Source organism: Bradyrhizobium sp. 521_C7_N1_3, assembly GCF_052075975.1.
In the GTDB taxonomy this organism is placed as follows: Bacteria; Pseudomonadota; Alphaproteobacteria; order Rhizobiales; family Xanthobacteraceae; genus Bradyrhizobium; species Bradyrhizobium japonicum.
On the sequence record NZ_CP197232.1, the window covers coordinates 6807826 to 6834822 of the forward strand.

A 26997-nucleotide genomic window follows, 5' to 3' on the forward strand; every position below is an offset into this window, starting at 1 on the left:
CTCCCGGCTGTCCCCGGCAAATGCCACAACTCCATGCTTATCGCGCTGGCCCAGCCCTTGCTACCTCCTCAGAGTCATGCACTCTTGCCGCATGGCCACGGAGACAAGTCGGGATCTATGGCAGTCGCGTTTGATGAAATGAACATTCCCGGTGGGGACCTTCGCCCCGCCTATCAGGAGCTGGCACGCTGGCTCAAGGAGACGCCTCCCGAGGCGCTCGAATATCGCCGCCAGGAGGCCGAGCTCCTGTTCCGCCGCATCGGCATCACCTTTGCCGTCTATGGCGACTCCGAATCCACCGAGCGCCTGATCCCCTTCGACGTGATCCCGCGAATCATGTCCGGCAAGGAATGGGCGCTGCTGGAGAAGGGCCTGAAGCAGCGCGTGCGCGCGCTCAACATGTTCCTGCGCGACATCTATCATGGCCGCGACATCCTGCGCGCCGAGGTCGTGCCCGACGACCTGATCTTCCAGAACCCGGTGTTCCGCCCCGAGATGAACGGCCAGCAGGTTCCGCACGACGTCTACGTGCACATTGCCGGCATCGACATCGTCCGGGTCGATGCCGAGGACTTCATCGTGCTGGAGGACAATGCCCGCACCCCGTCGGGTGTGTCCTACATGCTGGAAAACCGCGAGATCATGATGCGGTTGTTTCCGGACCTGTTCGCCCGCCACAGGGTGGCGCCGGTCGAACGCTATCCGGACGAGCTGCTCTCCGCCCTGCGCTCGGTGGCGCCGCAAGGCGCCTCCGGCGAGCCGACGGTCGCCCTGCTCACGCCCGGCGTCTACAACTCGGCCTACTACGAGCACTCCTTCCTCGCCGACAAGCTCGGCATCGAACTGGTCGAAGGCCGCGACCTCATCGTCAAGAACAACGAAGTGTTCATGCGGACGACCGAGGGAGTGAAGCGGATCGACGTGATCTATCGCCGCGTCGACGACGATTTCATCGACCCCCTCACCTTCCGCCCCGACTCCGTGCTCGGCGTGCCCGGGCTGATGTCGGCCTATGCGGCCGGCAACATCACGCTCGCCAACGCGGTCGGCACCGGCATCGCCGACGACAAGGCGATCTACTCCTACATGCCGGACATCGTGAAATTCTATCTCGGCGAGGAGCCGATCCTGAAGAACGTGCCGACCTGGCGCTGCCGCGAGCCGAAGGACCTTGCTTACGTGCTCGACAATCTCGGCGAGCTCGTCGTGAAGGAGGTGCACGGCTCCGGCGGCTACGGCATGCTGATCGGCCCCGCCGCGACGAAAGCGACGATCGAGGCCTTCCGCGAAAAGCTCAAGCGCGAGCCGGAAGGTTTTATCGCGCAGCCGACGCTGGCGCTCTCGACCTGCCCGACCTGTACGGCAAGCGGCCTCGCGCCACGCCACGTCGACCTGCGGCCTTTCGTGCTCACCGGCAGCAAGAGCACCACGATCGTGCCCGGCGGGCTGACACGGGTCGCGCTCAAGGAAGGCTCCCTGGTGGTGAATTCGAGCCAGGGCGGCGGCACCAAAGACACCTGGATCCTGGACGAGTAGTCAGATGCTGTCGCGTACCGCCGAAAACCTCTACTGGCTCGCCCGCTATGTCGAACGGGCCGAGTATCTCGCGCGCACCATCGATGCGACGCTGCGCGTCACCGCGCTTCCCGCCGCCTATATCGGCAAGACCAATGAATGGGACTCGGCGCTTCTCACCGCCGGCGTCGCCGCGAGCTTCTATCAGCAATACGAAGTCGCCAACGAGCACAACGTCGTCGACTACCTCTCGTTCTCGGCAAGCAATCCATCATCAATCAGGAACTGCATCGAGGCGGCGCGGCTGAACTCGCGCTCGGTGCGCACCGCGCTCACCAGCGAGATGTGGGACACCATCAACTCGGCCTGGATCGAACTCCAGGAGGTCTGGAGCAAGGGCACCTCCACACGCGAGGATCTCGCAAAATTCCTGCGCTTCGTGCAGGAGACTTCGCTGCGTTTCGACGGCTCGGCCTACCGGACCATGCTGCGCAACGACGCCTACTGGTTCTCGCGCATGGGCGTGCATCTGGAGCGCGCCGACAACACGGCGCGTATCCTCGATGTGAAGTACCATGTGCTGCTGCCCGAGGAGGAGCATGTCGGCGGCCCGCTCGACTTCTATCAGTGGAGCTCGATCCTGCGCTCGGTCTCGGCGCTGACGGCCTATCACTGGGTCTATCGCGAGACGCTGAAGCCGTGGTTGATTGCGGACCTGCTCATCCTCAACGACACGCTGCCGCGCTCGCTGGCAAGCTGCTACGGCAATCTCGTGCGCAACCTCGACCAGATCGGCGTCGCCTATGGCCGCCAGGGCCCCGCCCAGCGCCATGCCCGCGGCATCCGCAACCGGCTGGAACACAGCAATATGAACGACATTTTCCAGCATGGCGTGCATGAATTCATTCAGGAATTTATCGCGGACAATTCCAGGCTGGGCGAAATCATCACGAAGCAGTATTTGATCTAGTCGAGACTGAAACCTTCACCCTTCGTCATTCCGGGGCGATGCAAAGCATCGAACCCGGAATCTCGAGATTCCGGGTCTGGTCCTTCGGACCATCCCGGAATGACCGATCTAGAAACACCATGCGCCTGCGAATCCAGCACACCACGACCTATCGCTATGAGCCGCCGGCCACCAGCGTGATCCAGATCCTGCGCATGACGCCCGGCAGCCATGACGGGCAATATGTGGCGGAGTGGCAGATCGACGTCTCGACCGACACCAAGCTCGACACCCATGAGGACGCCTTCGGCAACGTCACCCATGTGCTGTCCTGCGGACCCGTCGGCGACATCAAGATCACCGCCGAGGGCCTGATCGAGACCCACGACACCGGCGGCGTGCTGCGCGGCGCCGACGAGCGTTTTCCGGCCGGCATGTTCCTGCGCGCCACCGACCTCACCACCGTCAATCCGGCGATGACGGCGGTCGCGCGGCAGTTGCGCAGCGAGGCCGAGAGCGACACGCTCGGCTTCCTGCACACGCTGATGACGCAAATCAGCGATCACATGACCTTCGATGAGGATCCGACCAACAGCGGCACTTCGGCGGCCGAAGCGTTCACGCTCAAGCGCGGCGTCTGCCAGGACTACGCGCACATCTTCATCGCCTGCGCCCGCAGCGGCGGCGTGCCGGCGCGCTTCGTCTCCGGCCATTTCCTGCGCTCGGACGGCACGGTGCACCAGGATGCCGGACATGCCTGGGCGGAAGCTTACGTCGACGGTCTCGGCTGGGTCGGCTTCGATCCTGCCAATTGCATCTGCACCACCGACGCTCATGTCCGCGTTGCGATCGGGCTCGACTATCTCGGCGCGGCCCCCGTGCGCGGCACCCGCTATGGCGGCGGTGCGGAGACGCTGACGGTGGCCGTGAAGGTCGAGCAGGCCGGCCGCGGCGGGCAATCGCAGTCGCAGTCACAGCGGCAGAGCTAGCCGCGGCGGTATCTCGTCACGAGACATCCGCGGCGCAATCACGTCGCAGCGTTACAGCTGTAATCGACGACCGCCGCGCTGAAACCGTCCCGTAGCGCCATCTCTTCAACCTCCGTTGTGATCCGTTTCCGCAACAGAGGTTGAGACAGATGCGGCTTCACGAAAAGAACAAGAAGCATTCCGTGCCCCTGCGCGATCCCCACCAGGACATGCTTGCGGGGATCCGGGAGTTGGCTCCCGAGATCAAGGCGCGCGCGGCCGAGATCGAAGCCACACGCCGCGTCCCGCCCGACCTCGTGGAACGGCTGCGGTCGATCGGGCTCTTTCGGATGTTCGTTCCGCGCAGCCAAGGCGGGCTGGAGCTGGATTTTCCGGCCGGACTGGAGGTCATCAAGGCGCTAGCCCGTCTCGACGGTTCGGTCGGCTGGATCGCGGTTGTCGCCGGAGCGAGCAGCCTCTTCGTCGCCGCGTCACCCCCGGAATTGTACCAGCGCATCTATCACGACGGACCTGATACAGCGATCTGCGGCTCGTCCCAGCCGGGTGGAACAGCAGAGCGCGTGGCCGACGGCTATCGCGTCAGGGGCCGCTGGCCATTCGCCAGCGGTTGCACGCATGCCGACTGGATCGGCGGGTTCTGCATTGTCACCGAGAACGGCAAGCCGGTCCCCGGCCCGCAGGGCAAGCCGCTGCTTCGCGTCGTTGCGCTGCCGGCGCGCAGCTGGGAGATCGAGGACACCTGGCACGCGGCGGGGCTCAAGGGCACCGGCAGCCATCACGTCACGCTGCGGGAGACGCTGGTTTCCGAAGCCGATTTCTTCGATCTCGATGCCGCCCCGCGCCAGTCGGGGCCGCTCTATCAGGCGTTGCGGCAATGGCTGCCATTGGTGCACGGCGCATTCTCGGTGGGGATGGCCGAAGGCACCGTCGACGACCTGCTCGCGCTGGCCGCTACCGGAAGGCAGCAATTGTACGCGGCCGTGCCGATGCGGGAGTCCGAGATCTTCCAGTATGATCTCGGCCGGATTTCCGCCGACCTCGGAGCCGCGCAAGCGTTTCACGAGGTCCAGGCCGCCAGGCACTGGCGTCACGCGCTGGCGGGAACGCTGAACGACGAAGACCTCGTGATCGAGGGGGCCCGCTCCGCGACCTGGCTCGCCACGACCTGCGTCGGCATCGCGGATGCCTGCTTTGCGCTGGCCGGCGCCAGCGCGGTCTACGACAGCTCGCCGCTGCAGCGGCGCCTGCGCGACCTTCACGTCGCAGCACAGCACGCTCACGCGCAGCAGCGGCAATATGTCGACGTCGGCAAGCTGGCGTTGCGTCGTTCGGCCGGACATGCCGGCTGAGCGCTCGAGCCGTGCTACACTCGCGGGATCAGACCTGACCCCGCGAGGTACCCCATGGCGACCGTAAAGCTGCTTTCGGACGATGAGCTCTCCGCCGAGGCGCGCGCCGTCTTCGACGATATCCGCAAGGTGCGGAAGTCGGACTTCGTCAACAATTTCTGGCGCGCGCTGGCGCATGATCCGAAGACGCTGCGGCGGACCTGGGAGAGCATCAAGGAGGTGATGGCACCCGGCGCGCTCGATCCCAAGATCAAGGAAATGCTCTATGTCGCTGTTTCGATCGCGCACGGTTGCAGCTACTGCATCCATTCGCACACCGCGGGCGCACGGGCCAAGGGCATGACCGAGGCCGAATATGGCGAGATGCTCGCCATCGTCGGCATGGCCGCGGAGACCAACCGGCTGGTCACGGCGCTCGGCGTCCCCGTCGACGAGGCGTTTCTCGTCGATGCCGCTGACTGAGCCGCAGGGATAGCCGTTTCGCCGGCGAATGACGACCTCCCCCCGGGGAATCGGGGGTTTCATGCCTCCCCGAAATTCGCTAGTAATTCCGCGCAAACGCGTTCGGGGACTGGAAATGACCTATTGTTGCGGAATCCTGGTTCGGGACGGTCTGGTGATGATCGCCGACACCCGCACCAATGCCGGGCTCGACAATGTCTCGACTTTCCGCAAGCTCCACATCTTCTCGAAACCCGGCGACCGCATCATGGCGATCGCCAGCGCCGGCAACCTCGCCATCAGCCAGTCGGTGCTGTCGACGCTGACCGAAGGCCTGGAGGACCCCACCACGGGCGAGGTCGAGACGCTGATGAACGCGCCGACCATGTTCCAGGCCGCCCAGCGCATCGGCCGGGCGATCCGGGCGGTGCACGCGACCGAAGGACCGGCGCTGAGATCCGAAGACGTCTCCTTCGACGTCTCCTTCCTGTTCGGCGGCCAGATCAAGGGCGCGCGCATGCGCCTGTTCATGGTCTACACCGCCGGCAATTTCATCGAGTGCACCACGGACACGCCCTACCTGCAGATCGGCGAGCACAAATACGGCAAGCCGGTGCTCGACCGCGCCATGCATTACGACGTCGAGCTCTACGAGGCGCTGAAGACCGGCCTGATCTCGATGGACTCGACCATGCGCTCCAATCTCGGCGTCGGTCTGCCAATCGACGTGCTGGTGGTGCGCAGCGACGCCTGCGATGCCGATCTCAACCACCGCATCGAGGCGGGCGAGCCCTATTTCCACGACCTGCGCTCGCGCTGGTCGGCGGCCTTGCGCGCGGCGCATCAGAACATTCCGCGGCCGCCCTACAAGAACGAAAAAGAACCCAAAACCTGACAGCTTAAGAGAGAAGGCAGGAAACGATGAGTGAAGCAAACAAGATCGCAGTGGTGACGGGCGCCGGCACCGGTGTCGGACGCGCGGCGTCGCTGGCGCTGATGAACATCGGCTTCACCGTGGTGCTGGTCGGCCGCCGGCTCGACATGCTCGAGGAGACCGCGAAGCTCGGCCCCGCAGGCAAGAGCCTGTGCGTCACCGCCGACATGACCAAGCCGGACTCCATTGCCGCGCTGTTCGACAAGGTGAAGGCGACCTACGGCCGGCTCGACGTGCTGTTCAACAATGCCGGCATGGGCGCGCCGGCGGTGAACTTCGAGGATCTCAGCCTCGAGCAGTGGCAGGCGGTGGTGAACACCAACCTCACCGGCCCGTTCCTGTGCACCCAGCACGCCTTCCGCATCATGAAGGACCAGAACCCGCGCGGCGGCCGCATCATCAACAACGGCTCGATCTCGGCGCACGCGCCGCGGCCGTTCTCGGCGGCCTACACCTCGACCAAGCACGCCATCACGGGCCTCACCAAGGCCTCCAACCTCGACGGCCGCATGTACGACATCGCGGTCGGCCAGGTCGACATCGGCAATGCCGCGACGCCCATGACCGACCGCATGGTCAACGGCCCCGGCGTGCTGCAGCCGGACGGCACCACCAAGCATGAGCCGCGCATGGACGCCAAGGCGGTCGGCGATGCCGTCGCCTACATGGCCGGCCTGCCGCTCGATGCCAACGTGCTGACCATGACGGTGATGGCGACCAAGATGCCGTTCGTCGGACGGGGCTGAACTAAAAAACGCGAAAACAACCCCATGCACAGTAGACTCCGGTCTCGCCCTGCCAACGGGGTGAGGCCGGCTAAATCCCTGTGCTGCTTCCACAATCGTCATTGCGAGCGCAGCGAAGCAATCCAGACTGTCAATGCGGCAAGACTCTGGATTGCTTCGCTGCGCTCGCAATGACGAATGAGAGAGCGGAGCCCTACTCCAAACTCTCCACCTGCCGCAGCGCCGGAAACAGCTTCATCCACAGCAGTGCCACCCCGACGGTGCAGACGCCGCCGAGCACGGCCGCGGGCATCGCGCCGAGCAGCGCGGCTGCCACCCCGCTTTCGAACTGGCCGAGCTGGTTGGAGGCGTTGATGAACAGGAAGTTCACCGCGCCGACGCGGCCGCGCATCTCGTCGGGGGTTGAGAGCTGCACCAGCGAGAAGCGGATCACGACGCTGATCGTGTCTGCCGCGCCGAGAATGGCGAGCGACAACACCGACAGCCACATCCAGGACGACAGCGCGAACACGACCGTGGCGACGCCGAACACGATCACGGCCTGGAACATGCGCAGACCGACATGCCGCGAGATGGCGTGACGCGCCAGCACCATGGTCATCAGCAGCGCGCCGACCGCGGGCGCGGCGCGCAAGATCCCGAGCCCCATCGGGCCGGTCTGGAGGATGTCGCGGGCATAGATCGGCAACAGCGCGGTGACGCCGCCGAACAGCACCGCGAACAGATCGAGCGAGATGGTGCCGAGGATCGCCGGATTGCTGCGAATGAAGCGAACGCCGGCGAAGATGTTGTCGGCGTCCGTCCCCTCCTTGGAGACCGCCTGCGGGCGCGGCCGGATGAAGCCGGTCAAAATCATCCCGAGAATCCAGAACAGCAGCATCACGGCATAGGCGAGGTGCGGCGCGACCGCGTAGGCAAAGCCGCCGAGCGCCGGACCCGTGATGGTCGCGACCTGCCCCGCGCCGCTCGCGACTGCGGTTGCGCGCTGGAGCGATCCCTGCGGCGCGATCAGCGGCAAGAGAGCCGCGGTGGTCGGGCTCTCGAAGGCGCCGGCAATGCCGAGCACGAAGGTCGCGATGAAGATCTGCACCTCGCTGACCAGGCCGAGATAGGTGATGATCGCGAGATAGAGCGCGGTCGCGGCTTCCACGAGCTGGCAGAGCTGGACCACGCGCTTGCGCTCGAAACGGTCGGCGGCGTGGCCGGCGACGAACACCAGGAGCGCGGTGGGGAGGAATTGTACGAGGCCGACCATGCCGAGATCAAAGGCCGAGCCGGTGATATCGTAGATCTGCCAGCCGATCGCGACCGCCGCGATCTGGCTGGAGAAGCGCGACAGGCTGCGCGAGAGCAGGAAGAACAGGAAGGCGCGGTGGGAGAGAAGTGCGCGGGCGGTGACCGGCGGATTCGAGGATATCGGCTGCTCTGTCATCGCCTCTTGGGTCACGCTTGGACCGTCCGCCCCCTGATTTCGACCTGCCCCGCGTGGCTGACGCAGGCCTGCTTGTCAACAGCGGGCGGCTCCAGCGGCCTTCCGGCATTGCGTTTGCAACGCACGCGCGGCCATAATCATTGAAGGTTTGGGGACATCATGCTTCGGCTGCAATCGGCACTCGGCGTTTTCGCATTGCTATTGATCGCCTGGGTGCTGAGCGAGAATCGCCGCGCGGCCTCGGCTCGCCAAGCAGCGATCGGGCTTGTCGCAACCTTCGTCACCGCGGTCGTGCTCCTAAAGGTGCCCGTCGTCGCGCGCGCCTTCGGCGCCATCAACGACGCGGTCGGCGCGATCTCCGCGGCCTCGCGCGCCGGCTCCTCCTTCGTGTTCGGCTATGTCGGGGGCGGTCCCCTGCCCTTCGATCTGAAGGTGCCGGGCGCCGATTTCATCCTGGCGTTCCAGGCGCTGCCGATCGTGCTGGTCATGAGCGTGCTGACGACGCTCTTGTTCTATTGGCGCGTGCTGCCGCCGGTCGTGCGCGGCATGGCCTGGCTGCTGGAGCGGACGCTGGGCGTCGGCGGCGCGGTCGGGCTCTCGACCGCGGCCAACATCTTCCTCGGCATGGTCGAGGCGCCGCTGTTCGTGCGGCCGTATCTGGTGCAGATGACGCGCAGCGAATTGTTCCTGGTGATGACCGGCGGCATGGCCGGTATCGCCGGCACGGTGCTGGTGCTCTACGCGACGCTGCTGGCGCCGCTCATTCCCGATGCCGCCGCCCATTTCGTCATCGCCTCCGTACTGGGTGCGCCGGCCGCGATCCTCGTCAGCCTGATCATGGTGCCGGAGACGTCAGACAAGCGCACCGGCGGCACGCTGGAGGATCCTGAGATGGATGTCTCCGGCACCATGGATGCGATCGTGAAAGGCACGAGCGCGGGGATCGAGCTCTTGATCAACATCGTCGCCATGCTGCTGGTGCTGGTCGCGCTGGTCTATCTCGTCAACGCGATGCTCGGCCTATTACCGAATATCGGTGGCGCGGCGATCTCGCTGCAACGGCTGCTCGGCCTCGTGATGGCGCCGGTGTGCTGGCTGATGGGATTGCCCTGGGATCAGGCCGTGACCGCCGGCAGCCTGATGGGCACCAAGACCGTGCTCAACGAGTTGATCGCCTATGTCGACTTCTCAAAACTGCCGCCCGATACGCTCGATCCGCGCTCGCGCCTGATCATGCTCTACGCAATGTGCGGCTTCGCCAATTTCGCCAGCCTCGGCATCATGATCGGCGGCTTAGGGGTGATGGCGCCGGAGCGGCGCGAGGAGATCAACGCGCTGGGGTTGAAGTCGATCGTGTCGGGGACGCTGACGACGTGTTTGATGGGCGCGGTGGTGGGGGTGTTGAGTTAGGCTCTCTCCTATCGTCATTGCGAGCGAAGCGAAGCGGCGAGCTACGGTGCGCAATTGCGCACCTGAGAATCCATCGGGCGTCAGCACATGCGGAGAAATGGATTCCGGGCTCGCGCTGCGCGCGCCCCGGAATGACATCAGGCCTTCAACTCCACCGTCTTGAACTCCGCCGGCAGGATCACCTCCAGCAGCTCCACGTCATCCGAATAGTCCAGGATCATGTGCTTGATCTTCGGCGGCTGGGTCCAGGCGCTGCCTTCCTTCATCAAGGTCTCGCCCTGCCCGTCCATGTAGGTCTTCACCCAGCCCTTGAGCACGTAGACCATCTGGAATTCGACGTCGTGGAAGTGCAGCTTCGACACCTCGTTCGGATCGCAGGGGCCTTGCAGGCGGATCACGTGGGCTTGCGCGAGGCCGTGGCTTGCTTCGGCGATGCCGAGATCGCGATACTTGGCGTAGGCGCGCAGGCCGTCGGCCTTGAAGTCTTCCTCGCGGTGATGGCTGATGGCGATGCGCTGCTTGGGACGCGCGGGTTGTTTCGGAGCGGCCTTTGCCGGTGTCGTGCGCGCCTTCGCCTTCACCGCCTTGCGCGCCGAGGATCGTGCCGCGGCCTTGGCTCCGCTCCGCTTCTTCACCGCGGCCTGGGCCGCGCTGCGCGATTTTGTTTTCTTGGCCATGGGCCGCCTCCCTGTTGTTATGGGCGGAGGCTAGCACAGAACGAGATACCGTAGGGTGGGCAAAGCGAAAGCGTGCCCACCATTGCCAGACGCAATCGCGGAGAGACGGTGGGCACGGCGCGCGGGCGCGCCTTTGCCCACCCTACGAGTCCGGTGCTCGCCTCAATGCAGCCGGAACACGCCATCCACGGCGCGCAGCTCGGCCGGCTTGATCAGCTTGGAATGCGCGACGGTGACCGAATAAAGCGGACCGTCGAGCTTCTCCTGCCAGAACGCCAGGAAATCCTTCAGCGCCGGAAATTTCGGAAACATGTCGTAGTTCTGCCAGACGTAGGTCTGGAGAAGCGAGGGATGATCGGGCATCCGATAGAGAATTTGCGCCGTCGTCAGCCCGTAACCCAAAAGCTGTTTCCGGAAATCCTCGGAAACGCCCCCACTCCGCAAGCCCATGCCAACCTCCTTTGCAGGAGCGCATTCAAGGGGCGGCTTGGTCGGTGTGCGCCTTACGAGCCACCCGGAACTGATGCGCTCACATGAGAGAAATGTGACGCAAACTGACAATTCATCTCAAGCCTAAAAGTTTAACAAGTTGTTGAAATTCAATGCTTTAGCAGCAGAGGCGGCTCCGTGCTAATACGGTCATCCAAGGGGCCTCGAAGGGGCCTCCAAGGCCGGTTAACGATGGTAAAGAGATTCTGGCACCCGGGCCTTCAGAGTGCCGATTTTTCTGCTAGAAGCCCTTGCCCCCGCAAAATTCCTGTCCTATTTCAGCCTCGCCTGTGCTAGCACTCGCGGGCACAGACTGCTAACGACCAAAAATTCCCAACTCGTGCAAATACTTAGGAGGACTGCATGAAATTCCGTCCGCTTCACGACCGCGTCGTGGTCAAGCGCATCGACGCAGAAGAGAAGACCGCTGGCGGCATCATCATTCCCGACACTGCCAAGGAAAAGCCCTCCCAGGGCGAAGTCGTCGCCGTTGGTCCCGGTGGCCGCGACGAAGCCGGCAAGCTGATCCCGATCGACCTGAAGGTCGGCGACCGCGTGCTGTTCGGCAAGTGGTCCGGCACTGAAGTCAAGATCGACGGCGTCGATCTGCTGATCATGAAGGAAAGCGACATCATGGGCGTCCTCGACGTCCCCGCTTCCAAGAAGAAGGCGGCCTAAGAGCCCCCTCTCTCACCCAGCCACACCCCTCAAGGAAAAATCCAGATGGCAGCTAAAGAAGTCAAATTCTCCGTCGATGCGCGCGACAAGATGCTTCGCGGCGTCGACATCCTCGCCAACGCGGTGAAGGTCACGCTCGGTCCGAAGGGCCGCAACGTCGTGCTCGACAAGTCGTTCGGCGCTCCCCGCATCACCAAGGACGGCGTCACCGTCGCCAAGGAGATCGAGCTCGAGGACAAGTTCGAGAACATGGGCGCGCAGATGGTGCGCGAAGTCGCTTCGAAGTCCGCTGACGCGGCCGGCGACGGCACCACCACCGCCACCGTGCTCGCCCAGGCGATCGTGCGCGAAGGCGCCAAGTCGGTTGCCGCCGGCATGAACCCGATGGACCTCAAGCGCGGTATCGACCTCGCGGTCGAAGCCGTCGTTGCGGACCTCGTCAAGAACTCCAAGAAGGTCACCTCGAACGACGAGATCGCCCAGGTCGGCACCATCTCGGCCAACGGCGACGCGGAGATCGGCAAGTTCCTCGCCGACGCCATGAAGAAGGTCGGCAACGAGGGTGTCATCACCGTCGAGGAAGCCAAGTCGCTTGAGACCGAGCTCGACGTCGTCGAGGGCATGCAGTTCGACCGCGGCTACATCTCGCCCTACTTCGTCACCAACGCCGACAAGATGCGCGTTGAAATGGACGACGCCTACATCCTCATCAACGAGAAGAAGCTCTCCTCGCTGAACGAGCTGCTGCCGCTGCTCGAGGCCGTGGTGCAGACCGGCAAGCCGCTGGTCATCGTCGCCGAGGACGTCGAAGGCGAAGCGCTCGCGACCCTGGTCGTGAACCGCCTCCGTGGCGGCCTGAAGGTCGCGGCCGTCAAGGCTCCGGGCTTCGGCGATCGCCGCAAGGCCATGCTGCAGGACATCGCGATCCTGACCGGCGGCCAGGCGATCTCGGAAGATCTCGGCATCAAGCTCGAGAACGTCACGCTCAACATGCTCGGTCGCGCCAAGAAGGTGATGATCGACAAGGAGAACACCACGATCGTCAACGGCGCCGGCAAGAAGGCCGACATCGAGGCGCGCGTGGCCCAGATCAAGGCGCAGATCGAGGAGACCACCTCGGACTACGACCGTGAGAAGCTCCAGGAGCGTCTCGCCAAGCTCGCAGGCGGCGTCGCGGTGATCCGCGTCGGCGGCGCGACCGAGGTCGAGGTGAAGGAGCGCAAGGATCGCGTTGATGACGCGATGCATGCGACCCGCGCGGCGGTCGAAGAAGGTATCGTCCCGGGCGGCGGCGTCGCCCTGCTCCGCGCCTCCGAGCAGCTCAAGGGCCTGCGCACCAAGAACGACGACCAGAAGACCGGCGTCGAGATCGTGCGCAAGGCGCTGTCGGCTCCCGCTCGCCAGATCGCGATCAACGCCGGTGAAGACGGTTCGGTGATCGTCGGCAAGATCCTGGAGAACAAGACGTACGCCTACGGCTTCGACTCCCAGACCGGCGACTATGCCGACCTCGTCAAGAAGGGCATCATCGACCCGACCAAGGTGGTCCGTACCGCGATCCAGAACGCAGCTTCGGTTGCGGCCTTGCTGATCACCACGGAAGCCATGGTCGCCGAGCTGCCCAAGAAGGGCGGCGCCGGTCCGGCGATGCCCCCGGGCGGCGGCATGGGCGGCATGGACTTCTAAGTCCAACCACCTCGATAACTACGAAACCCCGGCAGCGATGCCGGGGTTTTTGTTTTGGACACGTCATTCCGGGCGGGCGAAGGCGACATTGCCGGCCATTACATCCGCCTGGGGTTATGGATTCTCAGGTGCGCAATTGCGCACCAAAGCTCGCGCCCAAAAGGGCGCGCCCCGGAATGACAGCCGCGAGAGCGGAGGCCTCACCAGACCTTCCCCAGCCGCTCCATGTGCGGCTCGCCGTCTTCATCGAGCGACCAGAAGATCCGGGTGACCCGCCCGACGAGGTTGTCCATCGGGATGAAACCAATCGTTGCCATCACGCGGCTGTCGCTCGAGTTGTCGCGGTTGTCGCCCAGCACGAAGAAATGGCCGGGCGGCACGGTGTAGACATTGGTGTTGTCGTAGTAGCCGTTCTCGACGCAGTCGTAGGTGATGTAGGAATTGCCATTGGGCAGCGTCTCGCGCCAGCGCTTGACCTTGACGCTGCCATCCAGACCGCAGGCGGGGCCGGCGAGCCCGTTTGCGAGCGCGACGCGCGTCACCGGTCTGTCATTGAGGAAAAGCTGTCCCTGCCGCATCTGGATGCGGTCGCCGGGCAGCCCGACCACGCGCTTGACGTAGTCGACCGAAGTGTCCTTTGGCGTGCGAAATACGACGACGTCGCCGTGCTCGGGCTCGGCGGCAAGGACACGGCCCGAGATCAACGACGGCGCGAAAGGGAAGGAATAACGGCCGTAGCCATAGGCGTATTTGGCGGCAAAGACGTAGTCGCCGACCATCAGCGTCGGTGCCATCGAACCCGACGGGATGTTGAACGGCTGATACAGGAAGAAGCGAAACAGGAACGGCGGCGACCACAGCACCGGGATCAACAGGATCAAGACGACGATCGCTTTCCATTCCCGCGGCCGGGCCGCAGGGCGGATCGTTTGCTGAAGAGTGGTCATTCGCTTGCCATGATCGATATTGTGATCGTCACCGTGAGATTACGCAACCTTCGCGCGCGTGCAATACCCACTCATGGTTTGGTCGCACGGGCGCGCTCACGCGTTCATCGCAAGCGTCGACAATGGAGATGTGAAGGGCCGCCCGTGGGCGGCCCTTCTGCTTCATGCGCTCTCGGGCGCCTTCAGGCGCACGAGCCGGGTCAGGAGGGCATCGAGGCCCTCGCCGTTGCCGGCATGGAGGTCGATGCGGCCGACCTTCTCGACCAGCCGCTCCAGCGACTCCAGCTCCTTGAGCCGCAGCAGCAGGGGGTTCTCCTCCATCAGGCGGGCGGTGTTCAGGAGCGAACGCGTCGCCGCGGTCTCCTCCTGCCGGCGGATCAGGTTCGCCTTCGCGACCCGCTCCGCCTCCACCACCTTGTTCACCAGCTCCCGGATCTCGCCGGGCAGGATCACGTCCTTGACGCCGAGCTCGGTCACCTCGACACCGGACTCTGCGACGCGTGCACGCACATAGTCGCGCAGCTCCGCATCCAGCGCCGCCTTCGCAGACAGCACCTCGTCCAGCGTCCGGCCCGCCACGGCCTCGCGGATCGCGAACTGCACCAGGCGGTACAGCCACGCATCCACGTCGGGCACGGTCGCAACCGTGCGCTCGGGATCGACCACCTTGCGGAACGCCGTCAGCGTCACCCGCAGCGCGATGCGATCCTTGGTCAGCATCTCCTGCGCGGTGATCTCGACCGCCTGGGGCCGCAGGTCGAGGCGCTTCACCTCGATCTTGCGGCCGACGGTCCAGAAGGCGTGCCGGCCAGGCGCAAGCCGCTCCACGAGCCGGCCCTCGACATAGAGCAGGCCCGCCTCGTGGCTCTCGACCACCGCTTCCATCACGACGGTCGAGCGGTTGCGCTCGATCATGGTCAGGTGCCGCGCGCCAACCCGGGGATCGGCGGACACATCGATGCGCTCGACATCGATGCGGGTCGCGACCTTCCAGTAGACGCGCACCTGCCAGGGCGTCATCAGATGCACGGGCCGGCCGTCGAGGCTGACGATGGCGATCTCGTCCGCCTTGGTCTCGATCGCCTCGAACAGCTCGGCGGCGAGATCAGGCCGCGCGGCCTTCAGCACCGCGTAGCGATCCGCAGAGAATTCGCTGCGGACCACGTCGAGCACCTCGGCCTTCAGCTCGTGCAAGGGATCGAACAGGCGATGCTTGCCGGGCGCGAGCACGCGCACGAGCTGTCCGTTGCGCGTGAGCAACGCACGCTCGCCATCCTTCACCGTCACGTTCAGCATCAGCAAATGCCAGGTCTTTTCAGAAGTCACGGCACGCCTCCATCATGTTGCATCCGGCCGAACGCAGCCGGATAGCGGGTTTCGTTCGCAAAGGACGTGAGGACGCGGACGACGCTTCCCGGGAAATCGGCGGACCGGGGCTTGAGCTTGCATGACGACGGGCGCACGCGCGCGATCGCTCGACGCGTGTCGAGCGGTCATGCGGAGCCACCCGGCATCAGCGCAAGCGGTATCGACCCGCGGCGCAAAGCCGGTCTCACAGTGTTGTTGTTCGGACGAAAGCCTTTTGGGCAATGCGGCCGGACGGCAACTGAAGCGCGCGTCCGGTCCTCTTCAGAGGTGTCAGTTTTTCAGGCTGACCCGTAGCGCTGGAGCGGGATTCGAACCCGCGTCACGATGATTAACAGTCATCTGCTCTACCAAACTGAGCTATCCTTTGTGCAAGAGACCGGAATCGAACCGATACCTTCGGGTTTTCAGCCCGACGCTCTCCATGAGCTACGTCCTGCGTTTTCCTTCATTCGGCGGAACACGAAACCGGAGACCGGCCCGCGCCAGTCGGGATCTCAGAGAGCCCGAACCCATGGCCTAGCGAAGGAGGGCGCTAATAGACGAAGCACGTTCGGGCTGCAAGGGGGAAAGCCAAGATTTTTCGTCACGCATTCCGCACTGTGACGCGACGATCACAATGCGACGTGACGTCAGCTGCGCGACGTTTCCTGAAAACACGCCCTCACCCAGTCGATCGTGACACGCGTCGCGGGATCGCGCTTGAGATGGTTCTGCACAAGCAGCCAGGCGTCGCGCCGCTTCGGCAGCAGCGTGGCGCGCAGGCGGCGATCGCCGAGCAAGTCCGCGCAAACATACTCCGGCAACACGCCGGCGGCCCGATGCGCGCGGATCAGGTTACGGATGACGCGAACGTTGTCGGTGACGCAGCGCGCGCGGGCTTGCTTCATGCGCAGGAATTGCATCTCGGGAATGGCACCGAGTTCGTCCGGATAGGCGCACAGCACCGGCTCGCCCTCGGTCGCAACAGGCTCGAAATAATAAATACGGATCTCGCCGAGCCTGGAGATCGCGAAGTCACCCTTGTCGGGTTTGCGCAGCCGGATGGCGAGATCGGCCTCCCAGCGCGAGAACTTGACGTTCTCGCTCGAGGTGAGGAATTGCAGCGTCAGGCCGGGATTGGCGCCCAGGAAGTCGCTCGCGCGCGGCGACAGCACCTCCTCGGCGAACGTGTTGGTGGAGGCGATGCGCAGGCGGCCCACCGGACCTGCCAGGCTCGCGCCGACGCGACCGATCTCGGCGGCATGTGCGGCCATCGCCTCGACATGCGCCAGCACCGCCTCGCAACTCCGCGTCGGCCTGCGGACGCCGTCGGCGGCCTCGAACAGACGCAAACCGAGCGCACGCTCGATGCGCGAGAGCCTGCGCCCGACCGTCGTCTCGTCGATGCGCAGCCGCGCGCTGGCGCCCGCATAGGTGCCCTCGTCCCTGACGGCGGCGATGATGCGCAGATCGTCCCAATTCATTGGGTCAGGTTATACCGGCCGAGAGAAGCCTGCAATATTGCAGCCACCCGCTGCAATATCCCTGCATATCGGCAGGCATTCCCGGAGCTATGTTTGTGCAGCCTTTTGCCCCGGAGATTTCCAGACCATGACGACCGCAAAGACCCTGCTGCAGCTCGCCGGTGCCGATCTCAACCCGCCGCGTCTTGGCGACGCCGCGCTGGTGCTGATCGATATCCAGAACGAATACCTCGCAGGTCCCCTCGCCTTGCCCGACGCGGGACCTGCGATCGCGCGGGCGGCCGCGCTCCTGGCACGGGCACGCGAGAGCGGAGCCGCGATCATCCATATCGCCCATCGCGGCAAGGCCGGCAGCCTGTTCGATCGCGGCGCCGACCGCGGCGCCATCGTCGCCGAGCTGAGCCCCCGTGCCGGCGAGCTGGTGATCGAGAAGGAGTTGCCGAATGCATTTGCCGGCACTGATCTGCAGGCGCGCCTTGCCGCAACCGACAGGAAGAACATCGTGCTGGCCGGCTTCATGACGCATATGTGCGTCAGCTCCACGGCGCGCGCCGCGCTCGACCTCGGCTTTCGCACGACTGTCGACGCCGATGCCTGCGCCACGCGCGACCTGCCCGACGGCCGCGGCGGCACGCTGGACGCGCGGACCATCCACGAGGTTGCGCTCGCCGAGCTGTCCGACCGCTTCGCGATCATCGCGCGCGGCGATGCGCTGAAATAACGGAGCAACGCGATGCTGCAGCTCTATTTCTCGCCGATGGCCTGCTCGCTCGCGAGCCGCATCGCGCTGATCGAAGCCGGCCTCGATGCGCGCTATCATCTGGTGCACCTCCGGACCAAGACGGTCGCGGAAGACGACAGCGATTTCCGCGGCGTGTCGCCGAAGGGCGCCGTGCCGGTCCTGGTGCTGGAGAACGGCGACCAGCTGACCGAAAGCGCGGCGGTGCTGCAATACATCGCCGATGCGAAGCCGGAGGCGGGTCTCGCACCCCGGTTCGGCGATCCCGACCGCTACCGCCTGCAGGAATGGCTGAGCTTCATCGGCGCCGAGATCCACAAGGCATTCTTGTTTCCGACCTTCTGGTACAAGGACGACGGCTCGCTCGCCAAGCCGCGCGCAAGGATCACGCAGACATTGGCGGTGCCATCAGCACATCTCGCGGACCGCGAATTCCTCGTCGGCGACCGTTTCACCGTCGCGGATGCCCACCTCACCTGGGCCTTGCTGCTGCTCCGTCCCGCGGGCGTCGACATCGCGCAATGGCCAAGCCTGTCGGCCTATCTCGCGCGCATGCAGGCGCGGCCCAGCGTGCAGGATGCGATTGCGACCGAGATGGAGCTGCGCAAGACGGTGCCGGCAAACCCGGCGTGACAGGATGTCACGGCCGCCAAATCTGACGGGCCCACAGCGAGGGCATTGATACCGACGCGGCATGCGCTAATCTGGGGAAATATTTTTCGATATTTCCCTGGAAGGCATTCATGCGTGCTCCTTCTGGAAGTTTGCGTCATTTTTTCCGGACCCTCCTCGCCCTCTGGCTGAGCCTTGGACTGAGCCTTGGGCTGAGCCTTGCCCCCGCATCGGCCGACACGCGGGTTGCGCTGGTGATCGGCAACGGCGCTTATGTCTCTACGGCGCAGCTTCCCAACCCGTCGCACGATGCCGAAGACGTCGCAGCCTCGCTGAAGCGCAGCGGTTTCGAGGTGTTCCAGGGTATCGACCTGCGCCAGGCCGACATGCAGGACCTGACCATCCGCTTCGCGCGCGCCGCCAGCCGCGCCGACGTCGCGATGTTCTACTACAGCGGCCATGCGATGCAGTACAACGGCGTGAACTATCTAATGCCTGTCGACGCCGTGCTGACGGATGAAGCAGACCTCAAGCGCTTCGTGCGGGTCGACGACATCGTGAACGATCTGCAGCAGGCCAAGAACCTCCGCATCCTCGTGCTCGATTCCTGCCGCGACAATCCGCTGGCCGAAACCTTGAAGCGCTCTGCCGGCTCGACCCGCGCGGCCTCGATCGGACGTGGCCTGTCGAAAGTCGAGGCGCCGCGCGGCACGATCGTGTCGTTCTCGACGCAATCCGGGCAGGTCGCCGCCGATGGCACCGGCCGCAACAGCCCCTACACGGCCGCGTTCCTGAAGCACATCGAGGAGCCGCAGGAGATCGGCGACGTCTTTCGCGACATCAGCAGCGACGTCTATGACTCCAGCGGCAAGACCCAGCTGCCGGAGCTCTCGCTGTCGATCATCGGCAAGTTCTACCTGAACGGACCTGCAACGGTCACGGTCGCGCCGGCGACCCCCTAAGCCGCGCCGAAGGCCGATCCCTGCGCGGCCGCCGAGGCGCACTGGAAGGCTGCCGAGGGCATCGGCACGCTGGGTGCCTTTGAGGATCATCTCGCGAGATTCCCGAACTGCATCTTCGCCACCCTCGCCAAGGCACGCATTGAAGGCCTGAAGCAGAAAGTGGCGGTCGCGCCGAGCGGTAACGCCAGAACCACCGGCAGCAAGGATTTCGACGGCAGCTGGGACGTGACGTTGAACTGCCCGGCTTCCGGCAAGGCGCAGGGCTTCACCAGGCCCCTGGTCGCCACCGTGACCAATGGCGTGTTTCACGCCGAGGTGCAGGGTCCCGGCGGTGTCAATCGGCTGGAGATCGACGGCCAGATCCCCGCGGACGGCAAGACGACCTTGAGCGCACGTGGCACGACGGGGGCGAGCACCTACACACTCAACAACCTCGCACCCGGCTCCCCTTACGCCTTCACGGTCGACGCGCAGTTCGATCGCACCCGCGGCAGCGGCAAGCGCAACGAGGCGCGGGCCTGCAACCTGGTTTTCGTCAAGCGCTAGGCCGCGCGACGATCGCGCGGCCTAGCGTGCACGCCCTCTCACACGCCCGTCTGGCTGATGAACTTGGTGTTGAAGTAACCTTCCATCGCCTCGGTGCCGCCTTCCGAGCCATAGCCGGAATCCTTGATCCCGCCGAACGGCACTTCGGGCAGCGCCAAACCAAAGCTGTTGATCGACATCATGCCGGCCTCGACTGCCGAGCCGATTGCGGCCGCCGTCTTGGCCGAGCTGGTGAAGGCGTAGGAGGCAAGGCCAATGGGCAGCCGGTTGGCCTCCTCGACCACGTCGTCGAATGACGAGAAGCGGGAGATGAGCGCGAGCGGGCCGAACGGCTCCTCGTTCATCGCGCGCGCATCCTTCGGCACATCGCTCACCACGGTCGGCTCGAAGAAATGGCCCTTGTTGCCGACGCGCTTGCCGCCGGTCTCGAGCCTGGCGCCCTTGCCGACGGCATCCTGCACCATACCTTCGATCGCGGTGACGCGGCGCGGATTGGCGAGCGAGCCCATCCTGGACTCGGGATCGAGGCCGTTGCCGACCTTGAACGTCTTGGCGCTGTCGACGAATTTGTCGACGAATTCGCGGAACACATCGTCCTGCACCAGCATCCGCGTCGGCGAGATGCAGACCTGACCGGCGTTGCGATATTTCGCCGCCGCCAGGATCTTCGCGGCCGACGCGACGTCGGCATCCCCAAAGACGATCGCCGGCGCATGGCCGCCGAGCTCCATGGTGGCGCGCTTCATGTGCAGGCCGGCGAGCGCATTGAGCTGCTTGCCGATATGGGTCGAACCGGTGAAGGAGATTTTTCGGATCACCGGATGCGGGATCAGATATTCGGAGATCGCCGACGGCACGCCGTAGACGAGGTTGATGACGCCATCTGGCACGCCCGCGTCCGCAAACGCCCGGATGAGCCGCGCGGGCGAAGCCGGTGTCTCCTCCGGCGCCTTGACGATGATCGAGCAGCCGGCGGCGAGCGCTGCGGAAAGCTTGCGCACGACCTGGTTGATCGGGAAATTCCAGGGCGTGAACGCGGCGACCGGGCCGACCGGCTCCTTCATCGCGATCTGATAGATGCCGGGGCCGCGCGCGGGGATCAACCGGCCATAGGCGCGCTTGGCCTCCTCCGCGAACCACTCGATCACGTCAGCGGCCGCCATCGCCTCCATTTTGGCCTCGCCCAGCGTCTTGCCCTGCTCCATCGTCAGCAGCGGCGCGATCTCGTCATTGCGCTCGCGCATGATCGCGGCGGCCTTGCGCATGATCCGGCAGCGCTCGAAGGGGGCAACGTTACGCCAGACCTTGAAGCCCGCGGAAGCGGCGGCGAGCGCCTCGTCGAGATCGGGCTGGCCGGCATGCGCGACGGTGCCGATCACCTCCTCGGTCGCGGGATTGCGCACCTCGATGACTTTGCCCGAATGGGCCGGGCGCCATTTGCCGCCAATGAAAAGCTGCGTGTTCGAATAGGCCAACGGAGTCTCCTTTTACGTCGAGCTGTGACAAATGGCGTCGGCGGCGCGCGTCATCTCCGGTCCGAGATAGAGACGGAAGCGCGGCTCGGCGGCGAGCGTGCGGAAGTCCGCCATCCGCGTCACCCCGCCGCCGGCGACGAACAGGAATTGCCCGGCGATCTCGGCGAGGATGTCGAGGTGCCAGCTGGCTGTCGGATGCATGCAGAGGATAACCAGCCTGCCCTCGTCGCGCAGCTTGCGGAAGAAATCGAGCATGAAGCCGATATAGCCGTCCTGCAGGTTGAACTGCGGCTCGTCGAAGAGATGAACCAGCGGCGTTCTTGTCGGCGACGGCGCCAGCAGGGCGGACGGAATGCGCTTGCGGAAACGCCGGACCTGATAGGACTGGTGATAGTGGATCGCGAGCCGGTCGCGCTCGCGGTATTTGACGCCATGGATATCGGTGCCCGCGACCAGCACGCGCCCCGAAGTCGGCGCGTTGGAACCGGTCATCATCTCGAACAGCGTCGTCTTGCCGGCGCCGTTCGGCCCGACCACGCCGACGATGCCCGGCTCCTCCAGCGACAGGTTTGCCTGAAGCGTGAACGTCGGACGGCGGATGACGCGGCCCCTGGTGTAGACCTTGCGGACGTCATCGAGAACGAGCAGCGGTGCGGCCACTTATTGTACTCCCAGCAAGCGCTGCCGAAGGGCGCGATCATCGCGCAAGGTCGCGGCCGGGCCGGTCCAGACGATCCGGCCGCGATCGATCACCGCGGCGTGGTCTGCGACCGAGAGCGCGATCTGCGCATTCTGTTCCACGACCAGCGAGGCGATCCCCTCCTCTTTCATGCGCAATATGGTCGCGAGCACATCGCCGACGATCTTTGGCGCAAGACCCTGGCTCGGCTCGTCGAACAGGACCAGTCCCGGCGAGCCGACCAGCGCGCGCGCAATCGCGACCATCTGCATCTCGCCGCCCGACAGGTTCTCGCAGTCGCGCTCCATGAGATATTCGAGCGGCGAGAAGATCGCGGCGGCCTCCTTGACGCTCCAATTGCGAAAGCGCGTGCGCTTCTGCGCGATCGTGAGGTTGCGCGCCACCGACAAGGTCGGGCACAGCCGCCGGTCGTCGGGCACCCAGCCGATGCCGGCGCGCGCGATCTCGTGGGTCGCATCGCGCGTCACGTCATGCCCGTCGAAACGAACCGCGCCGCGGCGCGGCCGCGTCAGCCCGAGAATCGAACGGAGCATGGTGGTCTTGCCGGCGCCATTGGGACCGAGCAGCGCGAAGACCTTGGCGTGCTCGATGGCGAGCGAGGCGCCGAACAGCGCCTGGGTCTCGCCGTAGAAGGTATCGACCCCGTCCACTTCGAGGATCATGCGAACTTCCCGAGATTGGAACGACGCACCCATTCGTTCTGCTGTAGCTCGTGCGGCGTGCCGCGCGCCACCACCTGGCCCCAATGGATGACCGAGATGCGATCGGCGAGCGAGAACAGAAATTCCATGTCGTGCTCGATGGCGACGATGGTCAGCCGGCCCTTCAGGCGCGCCACCAGAGCTGCCAGCCGCTGCACGCCGTCGGAACCGAGGCCGGAGGTCGGCTCGTCCAGGCACAGCACGCGCGGGGCCTGCGCCAGCGCGACCGCGATCTCCAGTGCGCGGCGGTCGCCATAGGACAGGTCCTTGGCGCGGACATCACCCTTGTCGGTAAGCCCGACCGCGGCGAGCGCTTCGGATGCCTGCTCGGCAAACCTGCGGTCACCGGCTGCGGCACGGGCGATATCGAGGCCTCGGGCGCGAAACGCGGGCAAGCCCATCATGACGTTGTCGCGGGCGGAGAATTCGTCGAACAGGGTCATGATCTGGAACGAGCGGGCGATGCCCTTGGCGGCGATGCGGTGCGGGCTCAATCCCGTGACGTCCTCGCCGCCGAGCAGGACTCGGCCGCGGCTCGGTTTCACCCTGCCGGTGAGGACGTTGAAGAAGGTGGTCTTGCCCGCGCCGTTGGGACCCATCACGCCGTGAAACTCGCCCTCGGCAACCGCGAGATCGACGCTCTCCAGCACGACGCGATCGCCGAAGCGGACGTGCACACCTGCGGCCTCGATCATGCTCATCGCCCGCCCCCGACCAGTAGACGCATCGCGGACGTACCGCGTCGCCGCAGCGCGTTGAGTGAATGTTGCTGCACGGCGGCCGAGAGCGCGCCCGCAATGCCCTCGGGGCGGAACAGCACGATCGCAATGAACAGCAGACCGAAATAGAGCATCCAGGCATTGGTCAGTGCCCCGATCACATCGCGCGCGGTGAGGAAGAGAAACACGCCGATCACCGGCCCCCAGAAGCTGACCAGCCCGCCACCGACCAGCGTCATCATCACGACGTAGCCGGATTGATGCAGGCTCATGACGTCAGGGAATGCGGCGAGCTGCGCCATCGCGAACAGTCCGCCGGCAAAGCCGGACACGGCCGCCGACAGCGCGAATACCGATGCCTTGTAGAGCCACACGTTATAGCCGAGATGGGCGGCGCGAACCTCGCTCTGCCTGATCGCAGCGACCACGCGGCCGTAGGGCGAATGCACCAGCCGCCACAAGACGGCGGTACCGACCGCGAAGACCGCGAGCACGAAATAGTATAACGCGACATTGTCGGTGAGATCGAACGACACCAGTCCGAAATCGGCCGGTAGCCGCTTGATCTTGAGCAGCCCGTCCTCACCGCCGGTGATCCGGTGCGACTTGATCGCCAGCGTCCAGAAGATCTGGCCGAACGCGATGGTCATGAAGGCATAATAGATGCCGCGCCGGTGCGAGATGAACAGCGCCACCAGCACGCCGGCAAGCCCCGCGACCACGGCCGCGGCAGCGAGACAGATCCAGAGATTGGCGACAATGTCGAACTGGCAGAGCCCGAACGCATAGGCGCCGATGCCGAAATAGGCACCATGTCCGAACGAAGGAAGTCCGGCCGTGCCCAGCACCAGATTGAAAGCGAGCGCGTAGAGCGACCAGATCAGGATCTCGATCCCGAGATAGGGATAGAGCCCGATCCGCGTGATCCAGAGCGGCACCGTTGCAAGCACGAGCCAGAGCACCAGCATCGTCGGCGTGACGAGGCGCGCGGCGTCGGATGAAGAATTTGATCCCACAATCATTCCCTAGGCCTCGAGCACGCTCTTCTTGCCCCACAGGCCGCGTGCGCGGAACGTCACGACGGCGACGAGCAGGATGTACATCGACAACAGCGACCATTCGGACGCGTAAGCGCCGGCAAGACCGACACATAATCCAACCAGCAGCCCCGCCACGACGGCGCCCCAAAAGCTGCCGACGCCGCCGAGCACGATCACCAGGAACGCGGGGATGACGGCATCGACGCCCATATGCGGACGAATGCCCCAGATCGGCGCGACGATGATGCCCGCGATCGCGGCCAGCATCGTGCCGAACACGAACACCAGCAGCCGCAAGCGCGAGAGGTTGATGCCGAGCGCGCGGACGATCTCGCTGTCATGGGCCCCGGCCTTGACCGTTGCGCCGAACGAAGTCTTCTCGATCAACAGCCAGACCAGGCCGATGATCCCGGCCGCGATGCCCGCCGCGTAGAAACGATAGGTCGACCAGATCAGATCGCCGAACAGGAAGCCGCCGTTGATGGCGGACGGCACCTGCAGCACATAGTCGCGCGTGCCCCAGACCAGGCGGATCAACTCCTCGATCACCATCGCCGCGCCAAAGGTCAGGAGCAGTCCGTACAGCGGATCCTTGCCGTAGGTCCGCCGCATGCAGAGCTCGATCAGCATGCCGACGAGACTGACGATCACCGGCGCGATCACGAGCGTCGCGGCATAGCGCCAGCCCAGCGGGAGCGCGAGCCACGCTTTCGCGAGATCGGCCGGCAATGGCGGGCGCGGTCCTGTCAGTTGCATGGCGACATAGGCGCCGAGCGCGAACAGGGAGCCGTGCGCGAGGTTGATCTGCTCCATCAGCCCGACAATGAGCATGAAGCCGAGTGCGATCAGCGCGAACAGCAGGCCGAGCGTCAGGCCGTTCAGGAGATGCGGAAGAAGGTCGAACAAGGTTTTGGCTCTCGCAACTGGCATGCTTCACCCGGGGACGCGGATGGTCCGGGCGCGCGGCGCGCGACATGCGCGCCGCCGTTCTGCGATCTGACGAACCGTCTAGGAGTCGACGGTCGGCACCTGCTCATAGGGCGTGAGCTTGCACTTAGCCGGCGCGGCGTCATCGGCGGCCGATTTCGGCTCCGTCCAGCTGATGATCTCGAACAGATCGGTGCTGTCAGCCGGCTTGGCGTTGCGCCGCGCCAGATAGATCGTCTGCTGCATCTGATGCGTCATGGGATCCATGTAGGCGTCGAAATGCTGCATGCGGTCGGTCGCCGAGACCTTGAGGTTCTCGAGTTCCTTGATGATCTTGACGTTGTTGGTCGACCCTGCCCGCTCGATCGCACGCAGCAATTCGCGCGTGCTCATATAACCGTTGTAGGACACGTTGCCCGGCACCGGGATCGGACCGTCCTTGTTGGCGGCCTGCCATTTCCTGACGAACTCGGCGACGCCGGGCAGTTGCAGCTTGTGATACCAGGTCGTGCCGAACACGCCGAACAGGCTGTCGGGCGCGCCCCAGACATCGGGCCAGTCCTGCTGGTTGTTGATCCAGGCGGGCTTGCCGTCGAGCTTGAGCTGCGCCACCTGCTCGCGCAGCGCCTTGATGTCGTCACCGCCGATCGCAGTCGCCACCACGTCGGGTTTCGCCTGCTGGATCTTCAGGAGGTAGGCGGTGAAGTCGCGGGTGTTCTGCGGCACCAGGAGATTGTCGATGATCTTGCCGCCGGCCGCCTCGACCTGCGCCTTGGTCGCAGCAGACGTGGTGTGCCCCCAGACGTAATCGTTGGTCAGCAGCATCCAGTTCTTGCCGATGGAATCGACGGCGTTCTTGACCGATGCCTTCGAGAAATTGGTGCCGTTGCCGTCCCAGACGAACTTCACGCGCGAGCAATTCTCCCCGGCCTCGCTCGGCGCGGAGGAATTGGTGTTCATGTAGATCACGCCGTATTTGCTGGCGACCTGGGTGATCGCGTTGGCGACGCCGGAATGCAGCGCGCCGATCAGGATGGTGCAGTCCTCGCGGGTGATGAAACGTTCGGCCACGCGGCTGCCGGTGGCCGGCGTCGTTTCGGTATCCGCCGTGATGAACGAGATCTGGCGCCCGAGCACGCCGCCTTTGACGTTGAACTCGTCGATCGCCATCTTGATGCCGCGGAAATCATCCTGGCCGCTGTTGCCGTATTGGCCGCTGGCATCGCAGGTCAGGCCGAGCTTGATCGGCTTGGCGCCCTGCGCCCACGCGTGATTCTCTTTCCACGGCCCGAAGAAGCTGCCGGTGCCGCCGATGACGCTCGCCATCAAGCTGCCCTTCAGAACGCTTCGCCGTGAGATCTGACGCCCTCTCATCGTTTCCTCCCGTTTTCGAAGTCTTTTGCTTTTTTCTGCGATTAGAATATTCATTCCATTTGTTATGTAAAGTAGAATATTTGATCCAAACGGTGAAATGCCGTTAAACAGGCGACCGATCCGGAGACC

The 26997-nt window shown here is 64.8% G+C and carries 25 protein-coding genes, 2 tRNA genes and 1 pseudogene; 13 read left to right on the forward strand and 15 right to left on the reverse strand.

Features of this window, described 5'->3' with window-relative positions; all coding sequences use genetic code 11:
* Positions 1-117 precede the first annotated feature (117 nt).
* From AB7008_RS32165 to AB7008_RS32195, 7 genes are all read left to right on the forward strand, one after another.
* On the forward strand, positions 118-1536 hold the full coding sequence (locus AB7008_RS32165; protein WP_014494252.1) for a circularly permuted type 2 ATP-grasp protein: 1419 nt from the start codon (positions 118-120) through the stop codon (positions 1534-1536).
* Between the two features lie 4 nt (positions 1537-1540).
* Positions 1541-2485 carry an alpha-E domain-containing protein gene (locus tag AB7008_RS32170; RefSeq protein WP_028154695.1) on the forward strand — a complete coding sequence of 315 codons (945 nt, stop codon included), beginning with the start codon at positions 1541-1543 and terminating at the stop codon, positions 2483-2485.
* Between the two features lie 119 nt (positions 2486-2604).
* A complete protein-coding gene (locus tag AB7008_RS32175; RefSeq protein WP_014494250.1) occupies positions 2605-3453 on the forward strand; it encodes a transglutaminase family protein in 849 nt (282 codons plus the stop codon).
* A gap of 149 nt (positions 3454-3602) precedes the next feature.
* A complete protein-coding gene (locus tag AB7008_RS32180) occupies positions 3603-4802 on the forward strand; it encodes a flavin-dependent monooxygenase (RefSeq protein ID WP_441260101.1) in 1200 nt (399 codons plus the stop codon).
* Positions 4803-4856: 54 nt separating this feature from the next.
* Positions 4857-5264 carry a carboxymuconolactone decarboxylase family protein gene (locus AB7008_RS32185; RefSeq protein ID WP_028154692.1) on the forward strand — a complete coding sequence of 136 codons (408 nt, stop codon included), beginning with the start codon at positions 4857-4859 and terminating at the stop codon, positions 5262-5264.
* Positions 5265-5379: 115 nt separating this feature from the next.
* Positions 5380-6138 (forward strand): proteasome-type protease, encoded by a 759-nt coding sequence (locus AB7008_RS32190; RefSeq protein WP_028154691.1) that lies wholly within the window; start codon positions 5380-5382, stop codon positions 6136-6138.
* Between the two features lie 26 nt (positions 6139-6164).
* The gene (locus tag AB7008_RS32195; RefSeq protein ID WP_014494246.1) at positions 6165-6923 is read left to right on the forward strand and encodes an SDR family oxidoreductase; all 759 of its coding nucleotides are present in this window, start codon (positions 6165-6167) and stop codon (positions 6921-6923) included.
* A gap of 193 nt (positions 6924-7116) precedes the next feature.
* Here AB7008_RS32195 and AB7008_RS32200 read toward each other — a convergent pair whose 3' ends face one another.
* Positions 7117-8355: an MFS transporter gene (locus AB7008_RS32200; RefSeq protein WP_248878575.1), complete on the reverse strand. Its 1239-nt coding sequence runs from the start codon at positions 8353-8355 to the stop codon at positions 7117-7119.
* Between the two features lie 159 nt (positions 8356-8514).
* On the opposite strand from AB7008_RS32200, the gene AB7008_RS32205 reads away from it, so the two are divergent.
* Positions 8515-9765, forward strand: coding sequence for a NupC/NupG family nucleoside CNT transporter (locus AB7008_RS32205; RefSeq protein ID WP_441260102.1), 1251 nt, complete (start codon positions 8515-8517; stop codon positions 9763-9765).
* 137 nt (positions 9766-9902) lie between these two features.
* On the opposite strand, the gene AB7008_RS32210 is transcribed toward AB7008_RS32205, so the two are convergent.
* A complete protein-coding gene (locus AB7008_RS32210; RefSeq protein ID WP_441260103.1) occupies positions 9903-10442 on the reverse strand; it encodes a cupin domain-containing protein in 540 nt (179 codons plus the stop codon).
* Positions 10443-10604: 162 nt separating this feature from the next.
* Entirely contained in the window at positions 10605-10892 is a 288-nt protein-coding gene (locus tag AB7008_RS32215) for an usg protein (RefSeq protein WP_028154686.1), read from the reverse strand.
* Between the two features lie 402 nt (positions 10893-11294).
* Here AB7008_RS32215 and AB7008_RS32220 point away from each other — a divergent pair, with 402 nt between their 5' ends.
* On the forward strand, positions 11295-11609 hold the full coding sequence (locus tag AB7008_RS32220; RefSeq protein ID WP_014494241.1) for a co-chaperone GroES: 315 nt from the start codon (positions 11295-11297) through the stop codon (positions 11607-11609).
* 45 nt (positions 11610-11654) lie between these two features.
* Positions 11655-13295, forward strand: a complete 1641-nt coding sequence (groL, locus tag AB7008_RS32225; protein WP_248878578.1) for a chaperonin GroEL — start codon at positions 11655-11657, stop codon at positions 13293-13295.
* A 200-nt stretch (positions 13296-13495) separates the two neighbouring features.
* Here the strand turns inward: groL and lepB are convergent, their stop codons facing one another.
* The 5 genes from lepB to AB7008_RS32250 form a co-directional block, all read right to left on the reverse strand.
* Positions 13496-14242, reverse strand: coding sequence for a signal peptidase I (gene lepB / locus AB7008_RS32230; RefSeq protein WP_441260104.1), 747 nt, complete (start codon positions 14240-14242; stop codon positions 13496-13498).
* Positions 14243-14404: 162 nt separating this feature from the next.
* Positions 14405-15538 (reverse strand): slipin family protein, encoded by a 1134-nt coding sequence (locus tag AB7008_RS32235; protein ID WP_347343446.1) that lies wholly within the window; start codon positions 15536-15538, stop codon positions 14405-14407.
* 366 nt (positions 15539-15904) lie between these two features.
* Positions 15905-15972 (reverse strand) — tRNA-Asn (locus tag AB7008_RS32240).
* Between the two features lie 5 nt (positions 15973-15977).
* Positions 15978-16047 (reverse strand) — tRNA-Phe (locus tag AB7008_RS32245).
* A gap of 192 nt (positions 16048-16239) precedes the next feature.
* A complete protein-coding gene (locus AB7008_RS32250) occupies positions 16240-17073 on the reverse strand; it encodes a LysR family transcriptional regulator (RefSeq protein WP_028158501.1) in 834 nt (277 codons plus the stop codon).
* Between the two features lie 127 nt (positions 17074-17200).
* Here AB7008_RS32250 and AB7008_RS32255 point away from each other — a divergent pair, with 127 nt between their 5' ends.
* From AB7008_RS32255 to AB7008_RS32265, 3 genes and pseudogenes are all read left to right on the forward strand, one after another.
* On the forward strand, positions 17201-17794 hold the full coding sequence (locus tag AB7008_RS32255) for a cysteine hydrolase family protein (protein ID WP_283016961.1): 594 nt from the start codon (positions 17201-17203) through the stop codon (positions 17792-17794).
* 12 nt (positions 17795-17806) lie between these two features.
* A complete protein-coding gene (locus AB7008_RS32260; protein WP_441260105.1) occupies positions 17807-18445 on the forward strand; it encodes a glutathione binding-like protein in 639 nt (212 codons plus the stop codon).
* A gap of 110 nt (positions 18446-18555) precedes the next feature.
* A pseudogene (locus tag AB7008_RS32265) lies at positions 18556-19932 on the forward strand (caspase family protein).
* Between the two features lie 38 nt (positions 19933-19970).
* On the opposite strand, the gene AB7008_RS32270 reads toward AB7008_RS32265, so the two are convergent.
* From AB7008_RS32270 to AB7008_RS32300, 7 genes are all read right to left on the reverse strand, one after another.
* On the reverse strand, positions 19971-21407 hold the full coding sequence (locus tag AB7008_RS32270; protein WP_441260106.1) for an NAD-dependent succinate-semialdehyde dehydrogenase: 1437 nt from the start codon (positions 21405-21407) through the stop codon (positions 19971-19973).
* 12 nt (positions 21408-21419) lie between these two features.
* Positions 21420-22067, reverse strand: a complete 648-nt coding sequence (locus AB7008_RS32275) for an ATP-binding cassette domain-containing protein (RefSeq protein ID WP_028147410.1) — start codon at positions 22065-22067, stop codon at positions 21420-21422.
* On the reverse strand, positions 22068-22769 hold the full coding sequence (locus AB7008_RS32280) for an ABC transporter ATP-binding protein (RefSeq protein WP_304490429.1): 702 nt from the start codon (positions 22767-22769) through the stop codon (positions 22068-22070).
* Positions 22766-23509: an ABC transporter ATP-binding protein gene (locus tag AB7008_RS32285; protein WP_304490430.1), complete on the reverse strand. Its 744-nt coding sequence runs from the start codon at positions 23507-23509 to the stop codon at positions 22766-22768. The genes AB7008_RS32280 and AB7008_RS32285 overlap by 4 nt, the downstream gene beginning before the upstream one ends.
* Positions 23506-24549, reverse strand: coding sequence for a branched-chain amino acid ABC transporter permease (locus tag AB7008_RS32290; protein ID WP_304490431.1), 1044 nt, complete (start codon positions 24547-24549; stop codon positions 23506-23508). The genes AB7008_RS32285 and AB7008_RS32290 overlap by 4 nt, the downstream gene beginning before the upstream one ends.
* 3 nt (positions 24550-24552) lie before the next feature.
* Positions 24553-25473, reverse strand: a complete 921-nt coding sequence (locus AB7008_RS32295; protein WP_014494228.1) for a branched-chain amino acid ABC transporter permease — start codon at positions 25471-25473, stop codon at positions 24553-24555.
* A 102-nt stretch (positions 25474-25575) separates the two neighbouring features.
* Positions 25576-26868, reverse strand: a complete 1293-nt coding sequence (locus tag AB7008_RS32300; RefSeq protein WP_304490432.1) for an ABC transporter substrate-binding protein — start codon at positions 26866-26868, stop codon at positions 25576-25578.
* Positions 26869-26997 lie beyond the last annotated feature (129 nt).